This window comes from Arthrobacter sp. NPDC056691 (assembly GCF_042791415.1).
Lineage (GTDB): Bacteria > Actinomycetota > Actinomycetes > Actinomycetales > Micrococcaceae > Arthrobacter.
The window spans coordinates 23438-38578 of record NZ_JBHTXX010000046.1 but is presented as its reverse complement, the minus strand read 5'-3'; the positions used below and the strand labels follow the sequence as shown (position 1 = coordinate 38578).

General features: G+C 65.4%; 17 protein-coding genes. 6 read left to right on the top strand and 11 right to left on the bottom strand.

The features are described 5' to 3' along the window. Positions 1–43: 43 nt before the first annotated feature. From pdxS to ACFRAU_RS24235, 6 genes are all read right to left on the bottom strand, one after another. Positions 44–970, bottom strand: a complete 927-nt coding sequence (gene pdxS, locus ACFRAU_RS24260) for a pyridoxal 5'-phosphate synthase lyase subunit PdxS (RefSeq protein ID WP_377997433.1) — start codon at positions 968–970, stop codon at positions 44–46. A 138-nt stretch (positions 971–1108) separates the two neighbouring features. Continuing rightward, complete coding sequence (gene pgsA / locus ACFRAU_RS24255; protein WP_377997434.1) at positions 1109–1729, bottom strand: phosphatidylinositol phosphate synthase; 621 nt, start codon at positions 1727–1729, stop codon at positions 1109–1111. After that, complete coding sequence (locus ACFRAU_RS24250; RefSeq protein WP_378001797.1) at positions 1719–2306, bottom strand: HIT family protein; 588 nt, start codon at positions 2304–2306, stop codon at positions 1719–1721. The genes pgsA and ACFRAU_RS24250 overlap by 11 nt, the downstream gene beginning before the upstream one ends. A 20-nt stretch (positions 2307–2326) precedes the next feature. Beyond that, positions 2327–4291: a threonine--tRNA ligase gene (gene thrS / locus ACFRAU_RS24245; RefSeq protein ID WP_378001798.1), complete on the bottom strand. Its 1965-nt coding sequence runs from the start codon at positions 4289–4291 to the stop codon at positions 2327–2329. Positions 4292–4495: 204 nt separating this feature from the next. Continuing rightward, complete coding sequence (locus ACFRAU_RS24240) at positions 4496–8041, bottom strand: DNA polymerase III subunit alpha (RefSeq protein WP_378001796.1); 3546 nt, start codon at positions 8039–8041, stop codon at positions 4496–4498. After that, positions 8038–8403: a DUF6504 family protein gene (locus ACFRAU_RS24235; protein WP_377997437.1), complete on the bottom strand. Its 366-nt coding sequence runs from the start codon at positions 8401–8403 to the stop codon at positions 8038–8040. Before ACFRAU_RS24235 ends, ACFRAU_RS24240 begins: the two co-directional genes overlap by 4 nt. Before the next feature lie 157 nt (positions 8404–8560). Here ACFRAU_RS24235 and ACFRAU_RS24230 point away from each other — a divergent pair, with 157 nt between their 5' ends. Then, the gene (locus tag ACFRAU_RS24230; RefSeq protein WP_003800653.1) at positions 8561–8947 is read left to right on the top strand and encodes a hypothetical protein; all 387 of its coding nucleotides are present in this window, start codon (positions 8561–8563) and stop codon (positions 8945–8947) included. 141 nt (positions 8948–9088) lie between these two features. On the opposite strand, the gene ACFRAU_RS24225 is transcribed toward ACFRAU_RS24230, so the two are convergent. Continuing rightward, positions 9089–9415, bottom strand: a complete 327-nt coding sequence (locus ACFRAU_RS24225) for a chorismate mutase (RefSeq protein ID WP_111905387.1) — start codon at positions 9413–9415, stop codon at positions 9089–9091. A 14-nt stretch (positions 9416–9429) separates the two neighbouring features. On the opposite strand from ACFRAU_RS24225, the gene ACFRAU_RS24220 reads away from it, so the two are divergent. After that, positions 9430–9852: a VOC family protein gene (locus ACFRAU_RS24220; protein ID WP_378001795.1), complete on the top strand. Its 423-nt coding sequence runs from the start codon at positions 9430–9432 to the stop codon at positions 9850–9852. Positions 9853–9860: 8 nt separating this feature from the next. On the opposite strand, the gene ACFRAU_RS24215 is transcribed toward ACFRAU_RS24220, so the two are convergent. Next, positions 9861–10610 (bottom strand): SOS response-associated peptidase, encoded by a 750-nt coding sequence (locus ACFRAU_RS24215; RefSeq protein ID WP_378001794.1) that lies wholly within the window; start codon positions 10608–10610, stop codon positions 9861–9863. A gap of 102 nt (positions 10611–10712) precedes the next feature. On the opposite strand from ACFRAU_RS24215, the gene ACFRAU_RS24210 reads away from it, so the two are divergent. Further along, on the top strand, positions 10713–10970 hold the full coding sequence (locus ACFRAU_RS24210; protein WP_078028863.1) for a mycoredoxin: 258 nt from the start codon (positions 10713–10715) through the stop codon (positions 10968–10970). Between the two features lie 125 nt (positions 10971–11095). Here ACFRAU_RS24210 and ACFRAU_RS24205 read toward each other — a convergent pair whose 3' ends face one another. After that, positions 11096–11347, bottom strand: a complete 252-nt coding sequence (locus ACFRAU_RS24205) for a hypothetical protein (protein ID WP_377997440.1) — start codon at positions 11345–11347, stop codon at positions 11096–11098. A 160-nt stretch (positions 11348–11507) separates the two neighbouring features. On the opposite strand from ACFRAU_RS24205, the gene ACFRAU_RS24200 reads away from it, so the two are divergent. Further along, on the top strand, positions 11508–11870 hold the full coding sequence (locus ACFRAU_RS24200) for a VOC family protein (RefSeq protein ID WP_377997441.1): 363 nt from the start codon (positions 11508–11510) through the stop codon (positions 11868–11870). Between the two features lie 53 nt (positions 11871–11923). On the opposite strand, the gene ACFRAU_RS24195 is transcribed toward ACFRAU_RS24200, so the two are convergent. Beyond that, entirely contained in the window at positions 11924–12697 is a 774-nt protein-coding gene (locus ACFRAU_RS24195; protein ID WP_378001793.1) for a biotin/lipoate A/B protein ligase family protein, read from the bottom strand. Between ACFRAU_RS24195 and ACFRAU_RS24190 the strand changes: the two genes are divergently transcribed. Then, entirely contained in the window at positions 12690–13073 is a 384-nt protein-coding gene (locus tag ACFRAU_RS24190) for a DUF2177 family protein (RefSeq protein ID WP_378001792.1), read from the top strand. The two genes, ACFRAU_RS24195 and ACFRAU_RS24190, sit on opposite strands and share 8 nt — an antisense overlap. A 29-nt stretch (positions 13074–13102) precedes the next feature. Here the strand turns inward: ACFRAU_RS24190 and ACFRAU_RS24185 are convergent, their stop codons facing one another. Next, positions 13103–13915 (bottom strand): thioesterase family protein, encoded by an 813-nt coding sequence (locus tag ACFRAU_RS24185; protein ID WP_378001791.1) that lies wholly within the window; start codon positions 13913–13915, stop codon positions 13103–13105. Between the two features lie 152 nt (positions 13916–14067). On the opposite strand from ACFRAU_RS24185, the gene ACFRAU_RS24180 reads away from it, so the two are divergent. Continuing rightward, a complete protein-coding gene (locus tag ACFRAU_RS24180) occupies positions 14068–15138 on the top strand; it encodes a phosphodiester glycosidase family protein (RefSeq protein ID WP_378001790.1) in 1071 nt (356 codons plus the stop codon). The last annotated feature ends 3 nt before the right edge of the window (positions 15139–15141 follow it).

The following is a 15141-nucleotide window of genomic DNA, read 5'->3' as shown; positions in this document are numbered from 1 at the left end:
CCTTGGAAGGTGACCGGCCGCCGTCGTTATTAATTACGTGCTGTTACCAGCCGCGTTCGGCGAGGCGGTGCGGCTGGGGGATCTCGTCGACGTTGATGCCGACCATGGCCTCGCCCAGGCCGCGGGAGGCCTTGGCGATGACGTCCGGGTCATCGAAGAAGGTGGTGGCCTTCACAACGGCAGCGGCACGCTGGGCCGGGTTGCCGGACTTGAAGATGCCGGAACCAACGAACACGCCGTCGGCGCCGAGCTGCATCATCATCGCGGCGTCAGCCGGGGTGGCGATGCCGCCGGCGGTGAACAGCACCACCGGGAGCTTGCCGGTGGCGGCAACTTCCTTGACCAGTTCGTACGGGGCCTGCAGTTCCTTGGCCGCGACGTACAGCTCGTCCTCGGGCAGGGCGGCGAGCTTCTTGATCTCGGCGCGGATCTGGCGCATGTGCGTGGTGGCGTTGGAGACGTCGCCGGTGCCGGCCTCGCCCTTGGAGCGGATCATGGCCGCGCCCTCGTTGATGCGGCGCAGGGCCTCACCGAGGTTGGTGGCGCCGCAGACGAAGGGAACGGTGAAGTTCCACTTGTCGATGTGGTTCGTGTAGTCGGCCGGGGTCAGGACCTCGGACTCGTCGATGTAGTCGACGCCGAGGGACTGCAGGATCTGGGCCTCGACGAAGTGGCCGATGCGGGCCTTGGCCATGACCGGGATGGACACGGCGTCGATGATCTGATCGATCATGTCCGGATCGGACATGCGGGACACGCCGCCCTGGGCGCGGATGTCGGCCGGGACGCGTTCGAGCGCCATGACGGCAACGGCACCGGCGTCTTCGGCGATGCGGGCCTGCTCGACGTTGACGACGTCCATGATGACGCCGCCCTTGAGCATCTCCGCCATGCCGCGCTTGACGCGGTTGCTGCCCGTCACGCTGTTGGCGGACGAGCCGGCTTCGTTGCTTACATCAGGTGTAGACACAAAAACCCCTATGGGTAGCTAGATGACCTTCGCCGGCAGTGCAGGCGGCACGGACATGCCGTTTTTGCACACACCGGATTACCGGATCCATTGACCGGGCAGTCCTAATACTAGTCCCACCGCGGCGGCCCGGCTTAATCAGGTTTGTTCGGAGTCTTCCAGCGACTGGACGCGCACGGCCAGGACGCGCTGGACCACCGTGACCAGGCTCGCCGCGGCCAGCAGCACCAGGGTCGCCAGCAGCACCACGGGCGGCAGTCCGGCACCGGTCAGGCCGGTGATCACCAGGACGGAAACCAGCCGTTCGGCACGTTCGGCAATGCCCACGTTCGCCTTGAAGCCGAGGGATTCGGCCTTCGCCCGGACGTAGGAGACCACCATGCCAAGGACAAGGCAGACGACGGCGGCAATGGCTATGGGGGTATCCGCACCGCCGGTGAAAAACCAGATGGCCAGGCCGGCAAAGAGGGCACCGTCCGCCAGCCGGTCCAGGCTGGAGTCCAGGAAGTTGCCCCAGCGGCCGCCAAGGTTCTGCATCCGGGCCATGATGCCGTCGATGACGTCGGAGAAGATGAACGCCGTAATGAAGACGGTTCCCCAGAACAGCTGGCCCAACGGATAGAACACCAGGGCCCCGACCACCACGCCGGCAGTTCCCACAATGGTGATGGCGTCCGGCGAGACGCCCATTTTCAGAAGCCAGCGTGCAAGGGGGGTGAACAGTGCGGTGAAGAACCCGCGGGCATGCCTATTCAGCATGCGTCTCCCCGGGCCACGCGTCGGCGACCTGCTGGCGGACCTCGTCGAGGGTCTGGGTGATCGCCTTGGTCTGGGCGATGATCGGGAAAAAGTTTCCATCCCCGCCCCAGCGCGGCACAATGTGCTGATGCAGGTGGCCCGCGATGCCGGCCCCGCCCACGACCCCCTGGTTCATGCCCAGGTTGAAGCCGCCGGGATTCGCCACCTTACGCAGCACCCGCATGGCGGTCTGCGTCAGCTCGGCGAATTCGGCCGTCTCCTCCACCGTCAGGTCCGTGTAATCGGGGACGTGGCGGTACGGGCACACCAGCAGGTGGCCGGGGTTGTAGGGGAACAGGTTGAGCACCACATAACTCGTGCGTCCGCGGCAGACGATGAGCGATTCCTCATCGCTGCGCGCGGGCGCAATGCAGAACGGGCAGTCGTCCTGGTCCTTGAACTGGTGCTGCCCGCCCTTGATGTAGGCCATACGGTGCGGAGTCCACAGCCGCTGGAAGGCATCCGGAACGCCGGCGAGGCCAAAATCGTCCGTTACTTCCGCGTCGCCCGGATAGCCCGACCCTGTGTTCTCCTGCACGTGTGCCCCCTCCGCCGCGGCTAGCTGGTCCGGTTGCGGACGGCGTCCACGATCCGCTGGACAGCCTCGGCAACGGGCACGCCGTTGTCCTGGCTGCCGTCCCGGAACCGGAAGGAGACGGCACCGGCTTCGGCGTCCTCACCGCCGGCGATCAGCACGAACGGGATCTTGTCCTTGCTGGCCGTGCGGATCTTCTTGGGGAAGCGGTCCGAGGAGATGTCCACCTCGGCGCGGATGCCGGCAGCCTTGAGCTTGTCGACGACGTCGAACATGTAGTCGTTGAAGGCCTCCGCCACCGGGATGCCCACCACCTGCACGGGAGCAAGCCAGGCCGGGAAGGCACCGGCGTAATGCTCGGTGAGGACGCCCATGAACCGCTCCACTGAGCCGAACAGGGCCCGGTGGATCATGACCGGGCGCTGGCGGGTGCCGTCGGCGGCCTGGAACTCCAGTTCGAAGCGCTCAGGCAGGTTGAAGTCGAGCTGGATCGTGGACATCTGCCAGGTCCGTCCCAGGGCATCCTTCGCCTGGACCGAGATCTTGGGCCCGTAGAACGCGGCTCCGCCCGGGTCCGGAACGAGCTCCAGCCCGGAGGCCTCTGCCACTTCGGCCAGGGTGCGGGTGGCTTCCTCCCAGGTGGCGTCGTCGCCGACGAACTTGTCCTCGTTCTTGGTGGACAGCTCGAGGTAGAAGTCGTCCAGGCCGTAGTCCTTGAGCAGGCCGAGGACGAAGTTCAGCGTGGTGGTGAGCTCGTCCTTCATCTGCTCGCGGGTGCAGTAGATGTGGGCGTCGTCCTGTGTCATTCCCCGCACGCGGGTCAGGCCGTGGACCACGCCGGACTTCTCGTAGCGGTAGACGGAGCCGAATTCGAACAGCCGCAGCGGCAGTTCGCGGTAGGACCGGCCTCGGGAACGGAAGATCAGGTTGTGCATGGGGCAGTTCATCGGCTTCAGGTAGTAGTCCTGGCCGGGCTTGCGCACGGTGCCGTCCTCGTTCAGTTCCGCGTCAATGTGCATCGCGGGGAACATGCCGTCCCGGTACCAGTCGAGGTGGCCGGATACCTCGTAGAGGTGCCCCTTGGTGATGTGCGGCGTGTAGACGAACTCGTAGCCGGCGTCCACGTGGCGCTGCCTGGAATAGTCCTCCATGGCCTTGCGGATAATGCCGCCCTTGGGGTGGAAGACCGGCAGGCCCGAGCCCAGCTCGTCAGGGAAGGAGAACAGATCCAGCTCGGCGCCGAGCTTCCGGTGGTCCCGGCGCTCGGCCTCGGCGATGCGCTCCTGGTAGGCCTTCAGGGCGTCCTTGGTGGGCCAAGCGGTGCCGTAGATGCGCTGCAGCTGCTGGTTGTTCTGGTTTCCCAGCCAGTACGCGGCCGAGGACCGGGTCAGCGCGAAGGCGTTGGAGATGAGCTTGGTGTTGGGCAGGTGGGGGCCGCGGCACAGGTCGCACCAGACGCTGTCCCCGCTCTTGCGGTCGACGTTGTCATAGATGGTGATGTCGCCGGCGCCCACTTCGACATTGACGCCTTCACCGGCGTCTGCGGCGTCGTTCTTCTTGCCCAGGAGTTCGAGCTTGTACGGCTCGTCCTTCATCGCCTCGCGGGCCTCCTCCTCGGACACCACGCGGCGGACGAACTTCTGGTTCTGGTTGATGATCTTGAGCATCATCTTTTCCAGGGTCTTCAGGTCTTCCGGGGTGAAGGGCTCCTCGACGTCGAAATCGAAGTAGAACCCGTCAGTGATGTAGGGACCGATGCCGAGTTTTGCATCCGGGCGCAGCTGCTGCACGGCCTGGGCCATGACGTGGGCGGTGGAGTGGCGCAGCACATTGAGCCCGTCGGGGGAATCGATGGTGACGCCCTCAACCTCGGCACCCTCGGGAAGGGGCTGGTCCAGGTCCTTGAGTTCGCCGTCGACACGGGCCACAACGACGTCGCGGCGCTCAAAGAAGAGTTCCGCGCCGGTGGTCCCGGTAGTCACCTTCATTTCTTCGCCATCGACGATGAGGGTGATCTGCTGGGCATCTGACACGGGTGTCTCCTATTCAAAGTTCAGGCTTCGTAGCTTGTGGCGTACGGGGACCACAGCCAGCCTCGTCAATGTTATCTGTTGCTCAAGTGGCGAGCCAAAGCGCCACGGCGGCGGCCAGGTGGAACACCGCGGACACTAAATGGAAACCGGGATGGCGGGTCAGCTTCCCAGGCCTGTGATGGCCAGGTTCCTGCTGATGCCTTCCAGGGGTCCCGGCTGCCTGATGTCCTCCTGGCCGGCAGGCTCACCGCCGCCTTCAGGGAACGGCAGGGTGTCCACCTGGCTGAGGTCCCAGGCCATGCTGGCGCTGAGGCTGATGCCGCGCGGACCGGTCCGCCGGGTGGTTCCCCTGATCAGCAGCAGCCGGGTGCCGAACAGCAGCGGACCGGCATGTTCCTGCGCCTCGTGGAAGAACACTGAATCCACACATCCGGTGCCGTCGTCGATGCTGATGAAGACCACCCGCCTGCCGCCGCGCATGGGCGGGGTCTGGGTGGCGATCCGGACGCCGGCCACCAGGACCTCCGTGCCGTTGCGCAGCCCCAGCAGTTTGTCGGCCGTGGTGACGCCAAGCCGGTCCAGGAGCGGCCGGTGGCTGGACATCAGGTGTTCGCTGACGTCAACCGCCATCAGGTCAAGTTCCGCCCGGACGTTCTCCACAGTGGTGGGCTCCGGCAGCCCTGCCTTAACGTTCCGCAGTTCGACATCCCCAAGCGGCAGCGCGAGCTGACCCTCAATGATGTCGGCGCCTTTCTTTGCCGGCTTGCTCTGCAGGCTCTGCAGGTGGTGGACAAGGTCTGCCCGGTTGGCTGTCCCGCCTGATTCCCGGTGCAGTGCGTCAAAGGCACCCAGTTGGGCGAGCCGCTTGATGCTGGGTTTGCTCAGCCTGGAGCGTGCCCGCAGGTCCGCCAGGGAGTCATAGGGTTGGCCGGCAACGATCCGCTTCAGTTCAGAACCGGACAGCCCGAAAATGCCATTGAGGCTCAGCCGGATGCCCAGCTTTCCCTGGCCGGGGCCGTCCGCGACCCGCTCCACCCTGTACTCAGCCCCGCTGCGGTTGATGTCCAGCGGAAGGATGGGGATGCCCATGCGGCGGGCTTCGGCAACGAGAAGGCGCTTGGGGTACATCCCGGGATCGTGTTCCCACAGGCCCGCGAGAAACGCCTCCGGATGGTGGGCCTTCAGCCAGGCCGACTGGTAAGTGGGCACGGCGAAGGCGGCGCCGTGGGCTTTGCAGAACCCGAAACTGGCGAACGATTTCAGGGTGCCCCAGACCTTGTCCACGATGTCCGGCTCATACCCCCTGGCTTTTGCCTCGCGGCGGAAAAACTCCTCAACCTGGCCTTCCTTCACTTCGTTGCCCAGGGCCCTGCGGAACTCGTCGGCTTTTGCCAGCCCGCAGCCTGTCATCACGTCAAAGGTCCGCAGGATCTGCTCATGGAAGACCGTCACCCCGTGGGTTTCCTGAAGTACCGGTTTCAGGTCCGGGTGCGGGTAGGTCTCCGGCGCGAAGCCGTGCCTGTGTTCGAGGAAGGGCCGCACCATGTCCGATTTCATGGGGCCGGGGCGGAACAGTGAGATGTCGATGATGAGGTCGTTGAATTCACGCGGGGCCATCTTGCCCACCAGTTCCCGCTGGCCCGGTGACTCGATCTGGAAGCATCCCAGCGTATGGGTGCTTCTGATCAGCTCATACGTCGGCTCATCATCCAGGGGCACGGCATTGAGGTCGATCAGGCCGCCTTCGTTGATGTAGTCCGGTCCGTTGCCGGCAGGGCCGACGGGATGGGCTCCGGCAGCCACTACTTCTGCCTTGGAGGGATGGATGCGGATGATCTCCCGCACGGCAAAGGCCATGGCGCTTTGCATCCTGACTCCCAGGACATCCAGTTTCAGCATGCCCATGGGGTCCATGTCATGTTTGTCGAACTGGCTCATGGGCAGGCCAAGGCCGCTGGGCTGGACGGGGGTCCGGTCCAGCAGGGTGGCATCTCCGAGGATCACCCCGCAGGGGTGCATGGAGATGTGGCGCGGCAAGCGGTCCAGCCGTTCGGTGAGGTCCACCAGCAGGTCCAACTGCTGGTTCTCGGAGAAGTTCCGCTGTTCCACCCGTCCGGCGAACTCGCGGAGTTCCGGTTTTTCCTCCAGTGCCTCCCGGAACTTCCGCGCCGAGAAGCGCCACAGCTGTTTGGCAATCTCGCCGACATCGCCGTCGTCCATCCCCAAAGCCATGCCGGCGTCACGCACCGCACCGCGAGCGCGGTAGCCGTTCTGCATGCTCATCAGCGTGACGCGCTGGGAGCCGAACCGGTCAAAGATCTTCCGGTAGACGTTGTGCCGCTCCGCACTTTCCACGTCAATGTCGATGTCAGGCAGCGTGGACCGGTCGCCGGAGAGGAAGCGTTCGAAGATCAGGTCATGCTGGAGGGGGTTTACCTGGCTGATGTCGATCAGGTAGTTGACCAGGCTGGAGGCCCCCGATCCCCGTGCCGCCGCCCGCACGCCCATGTCCAGGATCATGCGGGATACCTCGGCCACGGTGAGGAAGTAGGAGGCAAAGCCAAGGCGGGCGATGATCTTCAGCTCATGCTGCAGCCGGGCGCGCATGTCGGCTTCCGCCTTCCCGGAGATGCCGGGGAATCGCCGCGCAATTCCGGCCTCGCAGCGTTGGGCCAGTTCCGCCAGCGGATCCCCTTCAATGCCGATGACGGCGGCCTCGGGGACCACCGGCTGCTTCCAGCCCATGTCAGACTCGGGGTCCATGCGGCAACGGTCCGCGAGCGCCTCTGTCTGCGCGAGCAGCACCTGGAGATCGGCGGTCCCGTAGCCGGCGGCGTGGATAATTTCCTTGCCCAGCTCCACCATTTGGTCCGGGGTTTTCAGCCACCCCTGCCCATTCGGCTGGAGCAGCGGCGCGGCGCAGAGCTCGGGAAGAGACTTCAGCGTGCGGGCGGAATCCAAGACGTCGGCGGTGGCAGCCCCGTCCTCTTCGCAGTAGCGGACTGCGTTGGTAAGTACGGCCGGCACGCTGTACTCCTGGGCCAGTTTGAGCATGCGGACCGCATGGGCCGTGCTTAGGGGCTCCCCAGGTGCACTGAGGTGGGTGACGATCTCTGCTGCGATGCTTCCTGCCGGCATGGCGTCCAGCCAACCCTTGAACAGGGTGCGTGGCCGGAGGTACCGCCGGCCGCCGAGTGCCAGGCCGACGTCGGAATCCGGGCCCAACAGAACGGTGAGCACCGGTTTCAGGGTTTCCGGGTCCAGGACGCGGGAGGCGAGTTCCGCCCTGGTGACGGCAACGGGCACCGTTCCCCCGGCCTTGCCCGTGGTGCGGGCATGGGCGTCGGAGATCAGCCGGCACAGTGCCTTGTATCCTGCGCCGTTATTGCGTCCGTGCGCAAGCACCACGACACGCCCGGTGACGCGGTCTGCCGAGAACCGGGTTTTGGAAACCCGGGCATCAGGCAACCCGCCCTCGTGGTCCCCGTCGTCGTCGAACACCGACAGGTCCACGCCGACCACTGGGTCAATCCCTGCGGCCATGCATGCCTTGAGGTGTTTGACGGTGCCATACAGGCCGTCCCGGTCCGTGCACCCGAGGGCGGTTGCGCCCTGGGCGGCTGCAGCCTGGGCGAGTTCATCTGGCCAGGAGACACCATAGTGGGCACTGAAGGCGGTGGAAACGTGTAGGTGAGTGAAGCTCATGCTGATTTGTGTTGGAGTGCGTCTTTTGGCCGGAGGGCGTCGTGGATGCGGAGCAGCCGCCAGCGTCCGCTGCCGGTATGCCGCACCAGGTCAAGGGTTAGTGGTTCCGTCGGTTCTGCAGCCGGAGCTTCAGTCGGGGTACTTCTGCCCGCAGGCATGACCTGCACCCGCCAGATCTCATGGTCTACAAGCCCGGGGCCGCTCCCCAGTGGTGCACGCCGTTCTTCGGCCCACCACTGGCGGCGCTCGTACCAGCGCAAGGGTTCAGCACAGACCCGGTACTCCCTGCCGCCCCACCGAAGCTCCGCCGGCTCACCGGTAGGCGCGCAGACGACGTCAACAGACTCGCTGAACGTTCCCATGGGTGCCTCCGAATACCAATCTCATCCTGCAGAAAATACGCAGCAGAATTTACTCAGTGATTCGAATATGTATTCGAATAGTTCCAGTCTACGCCGGGCCGCAGACAAAACCTAGATGGGTGTGGACGGACGGCGGCTCACAGGGCAGGATGGTCCCATGAGTTCCAATGACGCGCTCCTGAAGCAGGTAAGCATCGCCGCCAAAGAAAGCACATTGGTGGCCAAGTTCGATATCGACGGCAACATTCCAGCATCGGGCGCCTTCGTGGTGGGGCTCGTGGCTGCCACCCCGGATTATTCACATCAACGGAGGCTGGGAATCGAGTTCATGAACGGCGAGGCGGTCTCGATCTACTCCTTCAGCCATGACGGCACGGAGGAGAACTTCGACCTCAGCAGCGTTGAGCACTCGGGCAACACCATCACAGGCAACTTCCCCATGAGCACGGTACTGGGGCTCGACAAGAGCCACCTCATGTCCGCGTTCAGCGAGGCCGACGGGCGGGAATTCCAGTCCGGCGTGCCCGTTGAGGAGAAGCTCTAGAGGGTCAGCGCCCCCGCGAGCGGCACCGGGCAGCAGCCCGATCAGCCGGCCCCGCGCCTCGGCGCGCCTGTCTGCGACCCGAAACCGGCCGCCGCCAGAAAACGGCTACAGCCAGAAACAGCTACGGCCAGAGACAACTGATCAGCTGTTGTCGTTGTGGATTTTCATCTCAAGCTCGATGAACTTCGAGATCATGGCCCGGTACGTGGTTTCCACGATGTCCGGGTCGATTTCTTTTTTTTCGGCGGCCAGGCGCACGTGCTCGATGACCCGCTCCACGCGCCCCGGGGCCCGCACTTCGGCGTCGTCGCCCTTCAGCGTTCCCGCGATGCGGATCAGGCGCTCACGGCGGGCAATCAGCGTGACGATCTGCTCGTCCACCTCATCCACCGCGACCCGCACGGCGGCGAGCTGTTCCCGGTCAGCCTGGGCATTTTTCTCGTCTCCGTGATTTGTGGGCATGATCATGACAGTATCGAACCATGCAGCCCAGAGTCGATTTTATTTCATTGGGAGTGCGCAGCGTGGCCGCCTCCCGGCGCTTCTATGTGGACGGTCTGGGCTGGCCGGTCCACCGCGAGGTTCCCGGCGAGGTGATCTTTATCCAGGCCAACCACGGCCTGATCCTCTCCCTGTGGGATGCCGGACAGATGCAGTCCGAGGCCGCCGTCGACGCTCCCGCCGCCGTTCCCTGCATCACGCTCAGCCACAACGTGGGCGGCTCCGAGCAGGTGGACCAGGTGATGGCACAGGCAGAGTCCGCCGGCGCCGCCGTCGTGGCCCCTCCCAAGACCCAGCCCTGGGGCGGCTACACCGGATACTTCGCCGATCCGGACGGCTTCCGCTGGGAGATTGCGTTCAACCCCACCTGGAGAGTGGACGACGGCGGCCGGGTCACCGTCTGATTGCAGCGTCAGAAAAGCGCCTCCACGGGCTCGATGAGCTCGGGCGAGTTGTTGCGGACGTTTCCCACGGCCTTGCCCACGGAGTCCACCCGCCAGCCGGCGGCAACCTCCTTCACGCCGGACCGGACGAGGTCCACCAGGCCGGCGGCGTCATCGACCTGCGGGTCCAGCCAGGCTGCCAGCGTGTCGCGGCTCATCGGCAGCGGGACGCGGTCGTGGAGCGCCGTAAGTTCGGCGAACACCGTGCCTTCTGTTCCCGCCGGCGGCGAGTCCGCCGTCATGATGGACATCGACAGCATCCACCGGCCGGGTTCACCCGGCGGCACGGACGGGTCCTTCCACCACTCGTACAGTCCGGCGAAGGCAATGGCGGACTCGTCCCGGGGGTGGACGTAGTACGGCTGCTTGCTGCGGCCCTCGCCCTGCTTCCATTCGTAGTAGCCGTCGGCCGGGACTGCGCAGCGCCGTGACTGCACCGCCTTGCGGAACGCCGGCTTTTCGAGGACCGACTCGCTCCTGGCATTGATCATCTTCGCGCCGATCGCCGGGCTTTTCGCCCAGGACGGCACAAGACCCCAGCGTGCGACGTGCAACTGGCGGACCGTGTCGCCGTCGATGAGCCGTTCCAGGACGATGGGCGCGCCGTCCGTGGGCGCAACGTTCCACGACGGCGGGATTTCGGTTTCGTTCTCAAGTTCGGCGTCGAATTCGGCCAGCAGGTCCCCCACTGCCCGGGCCATGACGTAACGTCCACACATGGCACCAGCATGCCATTGCAACAGAGGCTGGGGAATACCGGTGCCCGGGTTACGGTTGTGGGGAAGGAAACCGACAGGACCATATCAATCCGAGGAGAGCCCGTGGACTTTACCCCCGAAGACGGCACCATCACCATGTTCTCGACCACCTGGTGCGGCTACTGCAACCGGCTGAAGAAACAGCTGGACGCCCAGGGCATCGGCTACACCGAGATCAACATCGAAGAGGTCGACGGCACGGCCGAGCTCGTGGAGCAGATCAACGGCGGCAACCGTACGGTCCCCACCGTTCTGTTCCCGGACGGTACCGCTGCGACGAACCCGTCCGCAGCCGAGGTCAAGAGCAGGCTCGCGGCGTAGGGTTGACGCCCCAGCAAGATTCACAGCAGGAAGATTCAACAGCGAAGGCACCGGAGACCGGTGCCTTCACTGTTTCCGTGCCGTTGCTGTCGCAGGCTTCCGGCGGCTTCACGCCCACCGGCGAATCAGACCTTTTCGCCGATCCGGTCCTGCATCGGCGTGGGGGCGTGGGCTTCCTTGCGGCGGGGTTCCTTGCGGCGGGCCAGGAAGGCCCACAGCCTGGTCTCGTCCGCGTGGCTCCGGTGTTCCGGATGGTCCACAGACAGCGGCTTCCCGGGCGCAGCTTCCGGCGGCACCGGTTCCCGGTGCGCCTCAGGCTTTCGGACGGTATCCTTTCGGGTGTCCCAGCCAAAATCCGCCCGCGATGAATAGCACATCACCGACCTCCTTTTCAGCGGCTGTTCCTTAATCGTCCTCTCCTCAGCGTTTGAAATCGACACGTCAGGGTACGAAAAATCCGGGCCCGGCGGCGCTTCCGGCGATAGCCGGTCCGGCGCGTTCCAGTCCGAGCTCCTTCCCGCGTTCCAAAGGATTGCTGTGAATCCAGTTTCCCCGCAGATCGGCACCGTCTTTGTCCCCGTCAGCGATATCGAGGAAGCCCGCGACTGGTATTGCGGCATATTGGGCGTGCCCGCCGATGGGAAGGTCCTGCTGGACCATCTGTACATCCTCCCCATGGAGGGGGCCGGCCTCGTCCTGGACAGCAGGATCTACTCCCCCGGCGCCGTCTTCCAGGTTCCTGCATTCCACTTCAACGCCGCTGATATCCACGAGGCCCACGCGTTCATGACAACCCGGGGCGTGGAACTCACGGACGTCAACGACGACCAGTGGTTCAACTTCCGGGACCCGGACGGCAACGTCCTCATGATCTGCCAGATCCCTGCAGCCACGGAATAGCAGACCACCTGATCGGCCGCGGACGGAGCGCGCCGAAGAGACCCGTGCAGCCGCTACGCGCTAAGGCTGCTGAAGTCCGCCTGGCCCATCGTGGCGTAGTCCGCGTAGGTGCGGACCACCGCGTCCTCGATAGCCTGCACGTCAAGGCCGGGCACGAGGTCGTTGACCGCACCGGCCGTCGCAGGATCCCAGTCGAGCCCGAGGGCCGCATAACTGGCCGTGAGCACCTCGCGGATAGGCCCCGAGTTCTCCACCACGACGACGGAGCTGAACAGCCAGGCGCCGGACACCACACGCTGGGCTGTGCCCACCAGCTTGACCCGGTGCGCAGGGGCGTCCGGGGCGAACCCGTGGACGCTGTACTCACCCGGGCAGTACTCCCCCGGGATCTCTCCGACGGCGGCGCGCACGCCCACGCCCTGCAGGGCCCCCGCCAGCATTTCACCGAAAAAGGCGAAACGGCCTTTGGCTCCGGCGATCGCATCGCTGTGCGGCTCTACGTGGTCAATGATGAGGGTGCCTTCGTGGTACGCGGCGGCGCGGCCTCCCGCCTTGCGGATCAGCGGTTCGAACCCCAGGTCGCGGCACGCCTGGGCGGCGGCGCCGAAGCCGGGCAGGCGGGTGTCCCGCTGGCCGAAGGCAACACTGGGCGCTGGCCGGTACAGCCTAAGGGTTGGCCCGATGTCCCCGGCCCTGGCCTTGCCGAGGAGCTCGATCCCGAAATCAAGGTCCCGGACGGCGCCGAGGGACTGCTCCTGCCGGACGAGGGTCAGAGTCCGTGAATCAGCCCCGGCCTGCTGCATGTTGCTAAGCTCCCTTATGGTCATGTTGCAATTCCTGGTCGTCGCGGCTGCCTTCGCCGTGATCGACGCCCTGTGGCTGAAGTTCATGAACCCGTTCTACCGCAGCCACATCGGTGAATTGCTGGCTGACCGGCCCAATCTAGGGTACGCCGTGGCGTTCTATTTGATTTACATTGCGGGCATCGTTTTCTTTGCCCTGCGGCCCGCGCTCGACGGCGGCACCTGGCTGACCGCCGTCGGCCACGGGGCGGCGCTGGGCGCCTTCGCCTACGCAACGTACGACCTCACCAACGCGGCGACGCTCAAGACGTGGCCGCTGCAGCTCATCGTCGTGGACATTGCGTGGGGCGCCCTCCTGACCGCCCTGGCCACGCTGGCGGGCTGGCTGGTCTTCCACTAGGCAGCCAGCGGTCACCAGGCAGCCAGCGGTCAGCTCTTCCGCAGCGTGAGGATCTGTTCCGCCCGTCCGAAGGGGCCGGACAGGTCGTGGAGCACGGTCGAGGTGAGGCCGATGCCGTCAGCGCCGAAGGACACGGCGTTGTCCAGTCCCAGCCACTCGCCTTCCGGCCGCCGGTACATGTGGATCTGGAGGTCGAGGTTGGGGAACGCGTAGCTGTCCTTGCCCGGAGGAACCCGCGCGGCAATGCCGTTGGCGGTGTCCACCAGCCCCATCAGCCGTGCCGTGTCCGTGCTGTCGTTACCGTCCGTCAGCGGATGGTCCGTGCGCAGCCATACTTTCCCGGCGCCGGGCCGGTGACCTTCTGCCACCCTCATTTCCAGGGAGCGGATGTACCCTCCCGGCCACACGCTCGCGCCGTCGTAGGGCTTGCATTCGTCCGGTGACGGGATACTGCCATCCTCGACGGCGGCCACCGCGGAGGTGTCGCTGGTGATCATGCGCCAGGCTGTCACCCTGATGGCAACGCGCCCGGCCGCCACCAGCTCAGCCTGCAGCAGCTCGATGGTGCGACCCGGGCGAAGGGTCGTGGTGACGACGTCAAATTCACCGCCGGGGATCAGTCCGAGAATCTCGTAGCTGAGCCTGGCCATCCGCATGTCGTCCCGGGGTTCGTGCCGGTCCAGCCGGTCGGCCAGGAGTCCCGATGCCGGGGCCATGTGCTGTTCGTGGGCGTTCCAGGCCCCCTGGGCGTGGATGGTGGAGCGGAAGCGGCCACCGCCCAGGTCCAGGTAGTAGAAGTCGCCGTCGGCGAGTTCCGGCAGTTTAGGCGGTTCAGCAGTCAACGTTGACTCCTTCAAAGCGTGGTCGGTTAATCCCGGTTCACTCTATCGCTTCAGGCGTACAGAGCGGCCACAGGCCCCGCCCCGGACGCTTTCACAGCTTCCTCAAATGCCCGGCTCACGGCCGGCATAAGTCAGGTCCATACAAATGATGCATGACCTCACAGCAGAACTCTCCCACCGAAGAAGTCCAGCCAGGCGGAGCCCATCCACAAGGCGAAACCAACCAACCCGGCGAAGCGCGCTGCCCCGGTGAGCCCGGGCCGCCCGGCCCAGCCCGCAAGCGCGGCAAGGCCAGGCCGACGCGCCGGGCCATTCTGGCCGGCGCACTGGCGCTGACGCTTTCCGCTGGCGGCGCAACCGCTTGGGCGCTGGACCGGTTCGTGGTTCAGCACGTGGAAATCTCCGATGTTTCCGCCTACGAGGCAGCCCAGGGCGCGTCCTCCGACGCCACGACGGTAGGATCGTCCGCCTCCGTCAGCGACACCTCGTACACGGCCGACGGCGCCAACATCAACATCTCCACGGTGGTGACCGGCAGCGGTGACAGCAAGGTCACCTACTACGTTGCCGACGTCGTCCTTGACGATGCGACGACGCTCAAGTCCGCGTTCGCCAACGACAGTTTCGGCGAGAACATCACCCAGACCACCTCTGAAATAGCGGCGGCCCACGATGCAGTCTTCGCCATCAACGGCGACTACTACGGCTTCCGCGACACCGGCATCGTCATCCGCAACGGTGTTGTCTACCGGGACGAGGGCGCCCGCCAGGGGCTGGCTTTCTACCGGGACGGAACCGTGAAGGTCTACGACGAAACCGCCACCACCGCTGAGCAGCTGGTCTCCGACGGCGTCTGGAACACGCTGTCCTTCGGGCCGGCAATCGTCCAAGCGAGCGAGATTGTGGACGGCATCGAGGACGTCGAGGTGGATACCAACTTCGGCAACCACTCCATCCAGGGCGAGCAGCCACGCACCGCCGTAGGTCTCATCGGCACCAACCACCTGGTCTTCGTGGTGGTCGACGGCCGCAGCCCTGGCTACAGCGCCGGCGTGACCATGACGGGCATGGCACAGATCATGAAGGACCTCGGCGCGGAGACGGCGTACAACCTTGACGGCGGCGGCTCCTCCACCATGTATTTCAACGGCGGACTGGTCAACAACCCGCTCGGCGCAAACCGCGAGCGCGGCACCTCGGACATCCTGTACATCGGCAAGTGAGGT

What these genes read in the sequence shown, in the direction of transcription:
- pgsA (WP_377997434.1), bottom strand. Translation starts at nt 1,729, where the DNA reads ATGCTGAATAGGCATGCCCGCGGGTTCTTCACCGCACTGTTCACCCCC.
- thrS (WP_378001798.1), bottom strand. Translation starts at nt 4,291, where the DNA reads ATGAAGGTGACTACCGGGACCACCGGCGCGGAACTCTTCTTTGAGCGC.
- ACFRAU_RS24240 (WP_378001796.1), bottom strand. Translation starts at nt 8,041, where the DNA reads ATGAGCTTCACTCACCTACACGTTTCCACCGCCTTCAGTGCCCACTAT.
- ACFRAU_RS24235 (WP_377997437.1), bottom strand. Translation starts at nt 8,403, where the DNA reads ATGGGAACGTTCAGCGAGTCTGTTGACGTCGTCTGCGCGCCTACCGGT.
- ACFRAU_RS24230 (WP_003800653.1), top strand. Translation starts at nt 8,561, where the DNA reads ATGAGTTCCAATGACGCGCTCCTGAAGCAGGTAAGCATCGCCGCCAAA.
- ACFRAU_RS24225 (WP_111905387.1), bottom strand. Translation starts at nt 9,415, where the DNA reads ATGATCATGCCCACAAATCACGGAGACGAGAAAAATGCCCAGGCTGAC.
- ACFRAU_RS24220 (WP_378001795.1), top strand. Translation starts at nt 9,430, where the DNA reads ATGCAGCCCAGAGTCGATTTTATTTCATTGGGAGTGCGCAGCGTGGCC.
- ACFRAU_RS24215 (WP_378001794.1), bottom strand. Translation starts at nt 10,610, where the DNA reads ATGTGTGGACGTTACGTCATGGCCCGGGCAGTGGGGGACCTGCTGGCC.
- ACFRAU_RS24205 (WP_377997440.1), bottom strand. Translation starts at nt 11,347, where the DNA reads ATGTGCTATTCATCGCGGGCGGATTTTGGCTGGGACACCCGAAAGGAT.
- ACFRAU_RS24190 (WP_378001792.1), top strand. Translation starts at nt 12,690, where the DNA reads ATGGTCATGTTGCAATTCCTGGTCGTCGCGGCTGCCTTCGCCGTGATC.
- ACFRAU_RS24195 (WP_378001793.1), bottom strand. Translation starts at nt 12,697, where the DNA reads ATGACCATAAGGGAGCTTAGCAACATGCAGCAGGCCGGGGCTGATTCA.
- ACFRAU_RS24180 (WP_378001790.1), top strand. Translation starts at nt 14,068, where the DNA reads ATGACCTCACAGCAGAACTCTCCCACCGAAGAAGTCCAGCCAGGCGGA.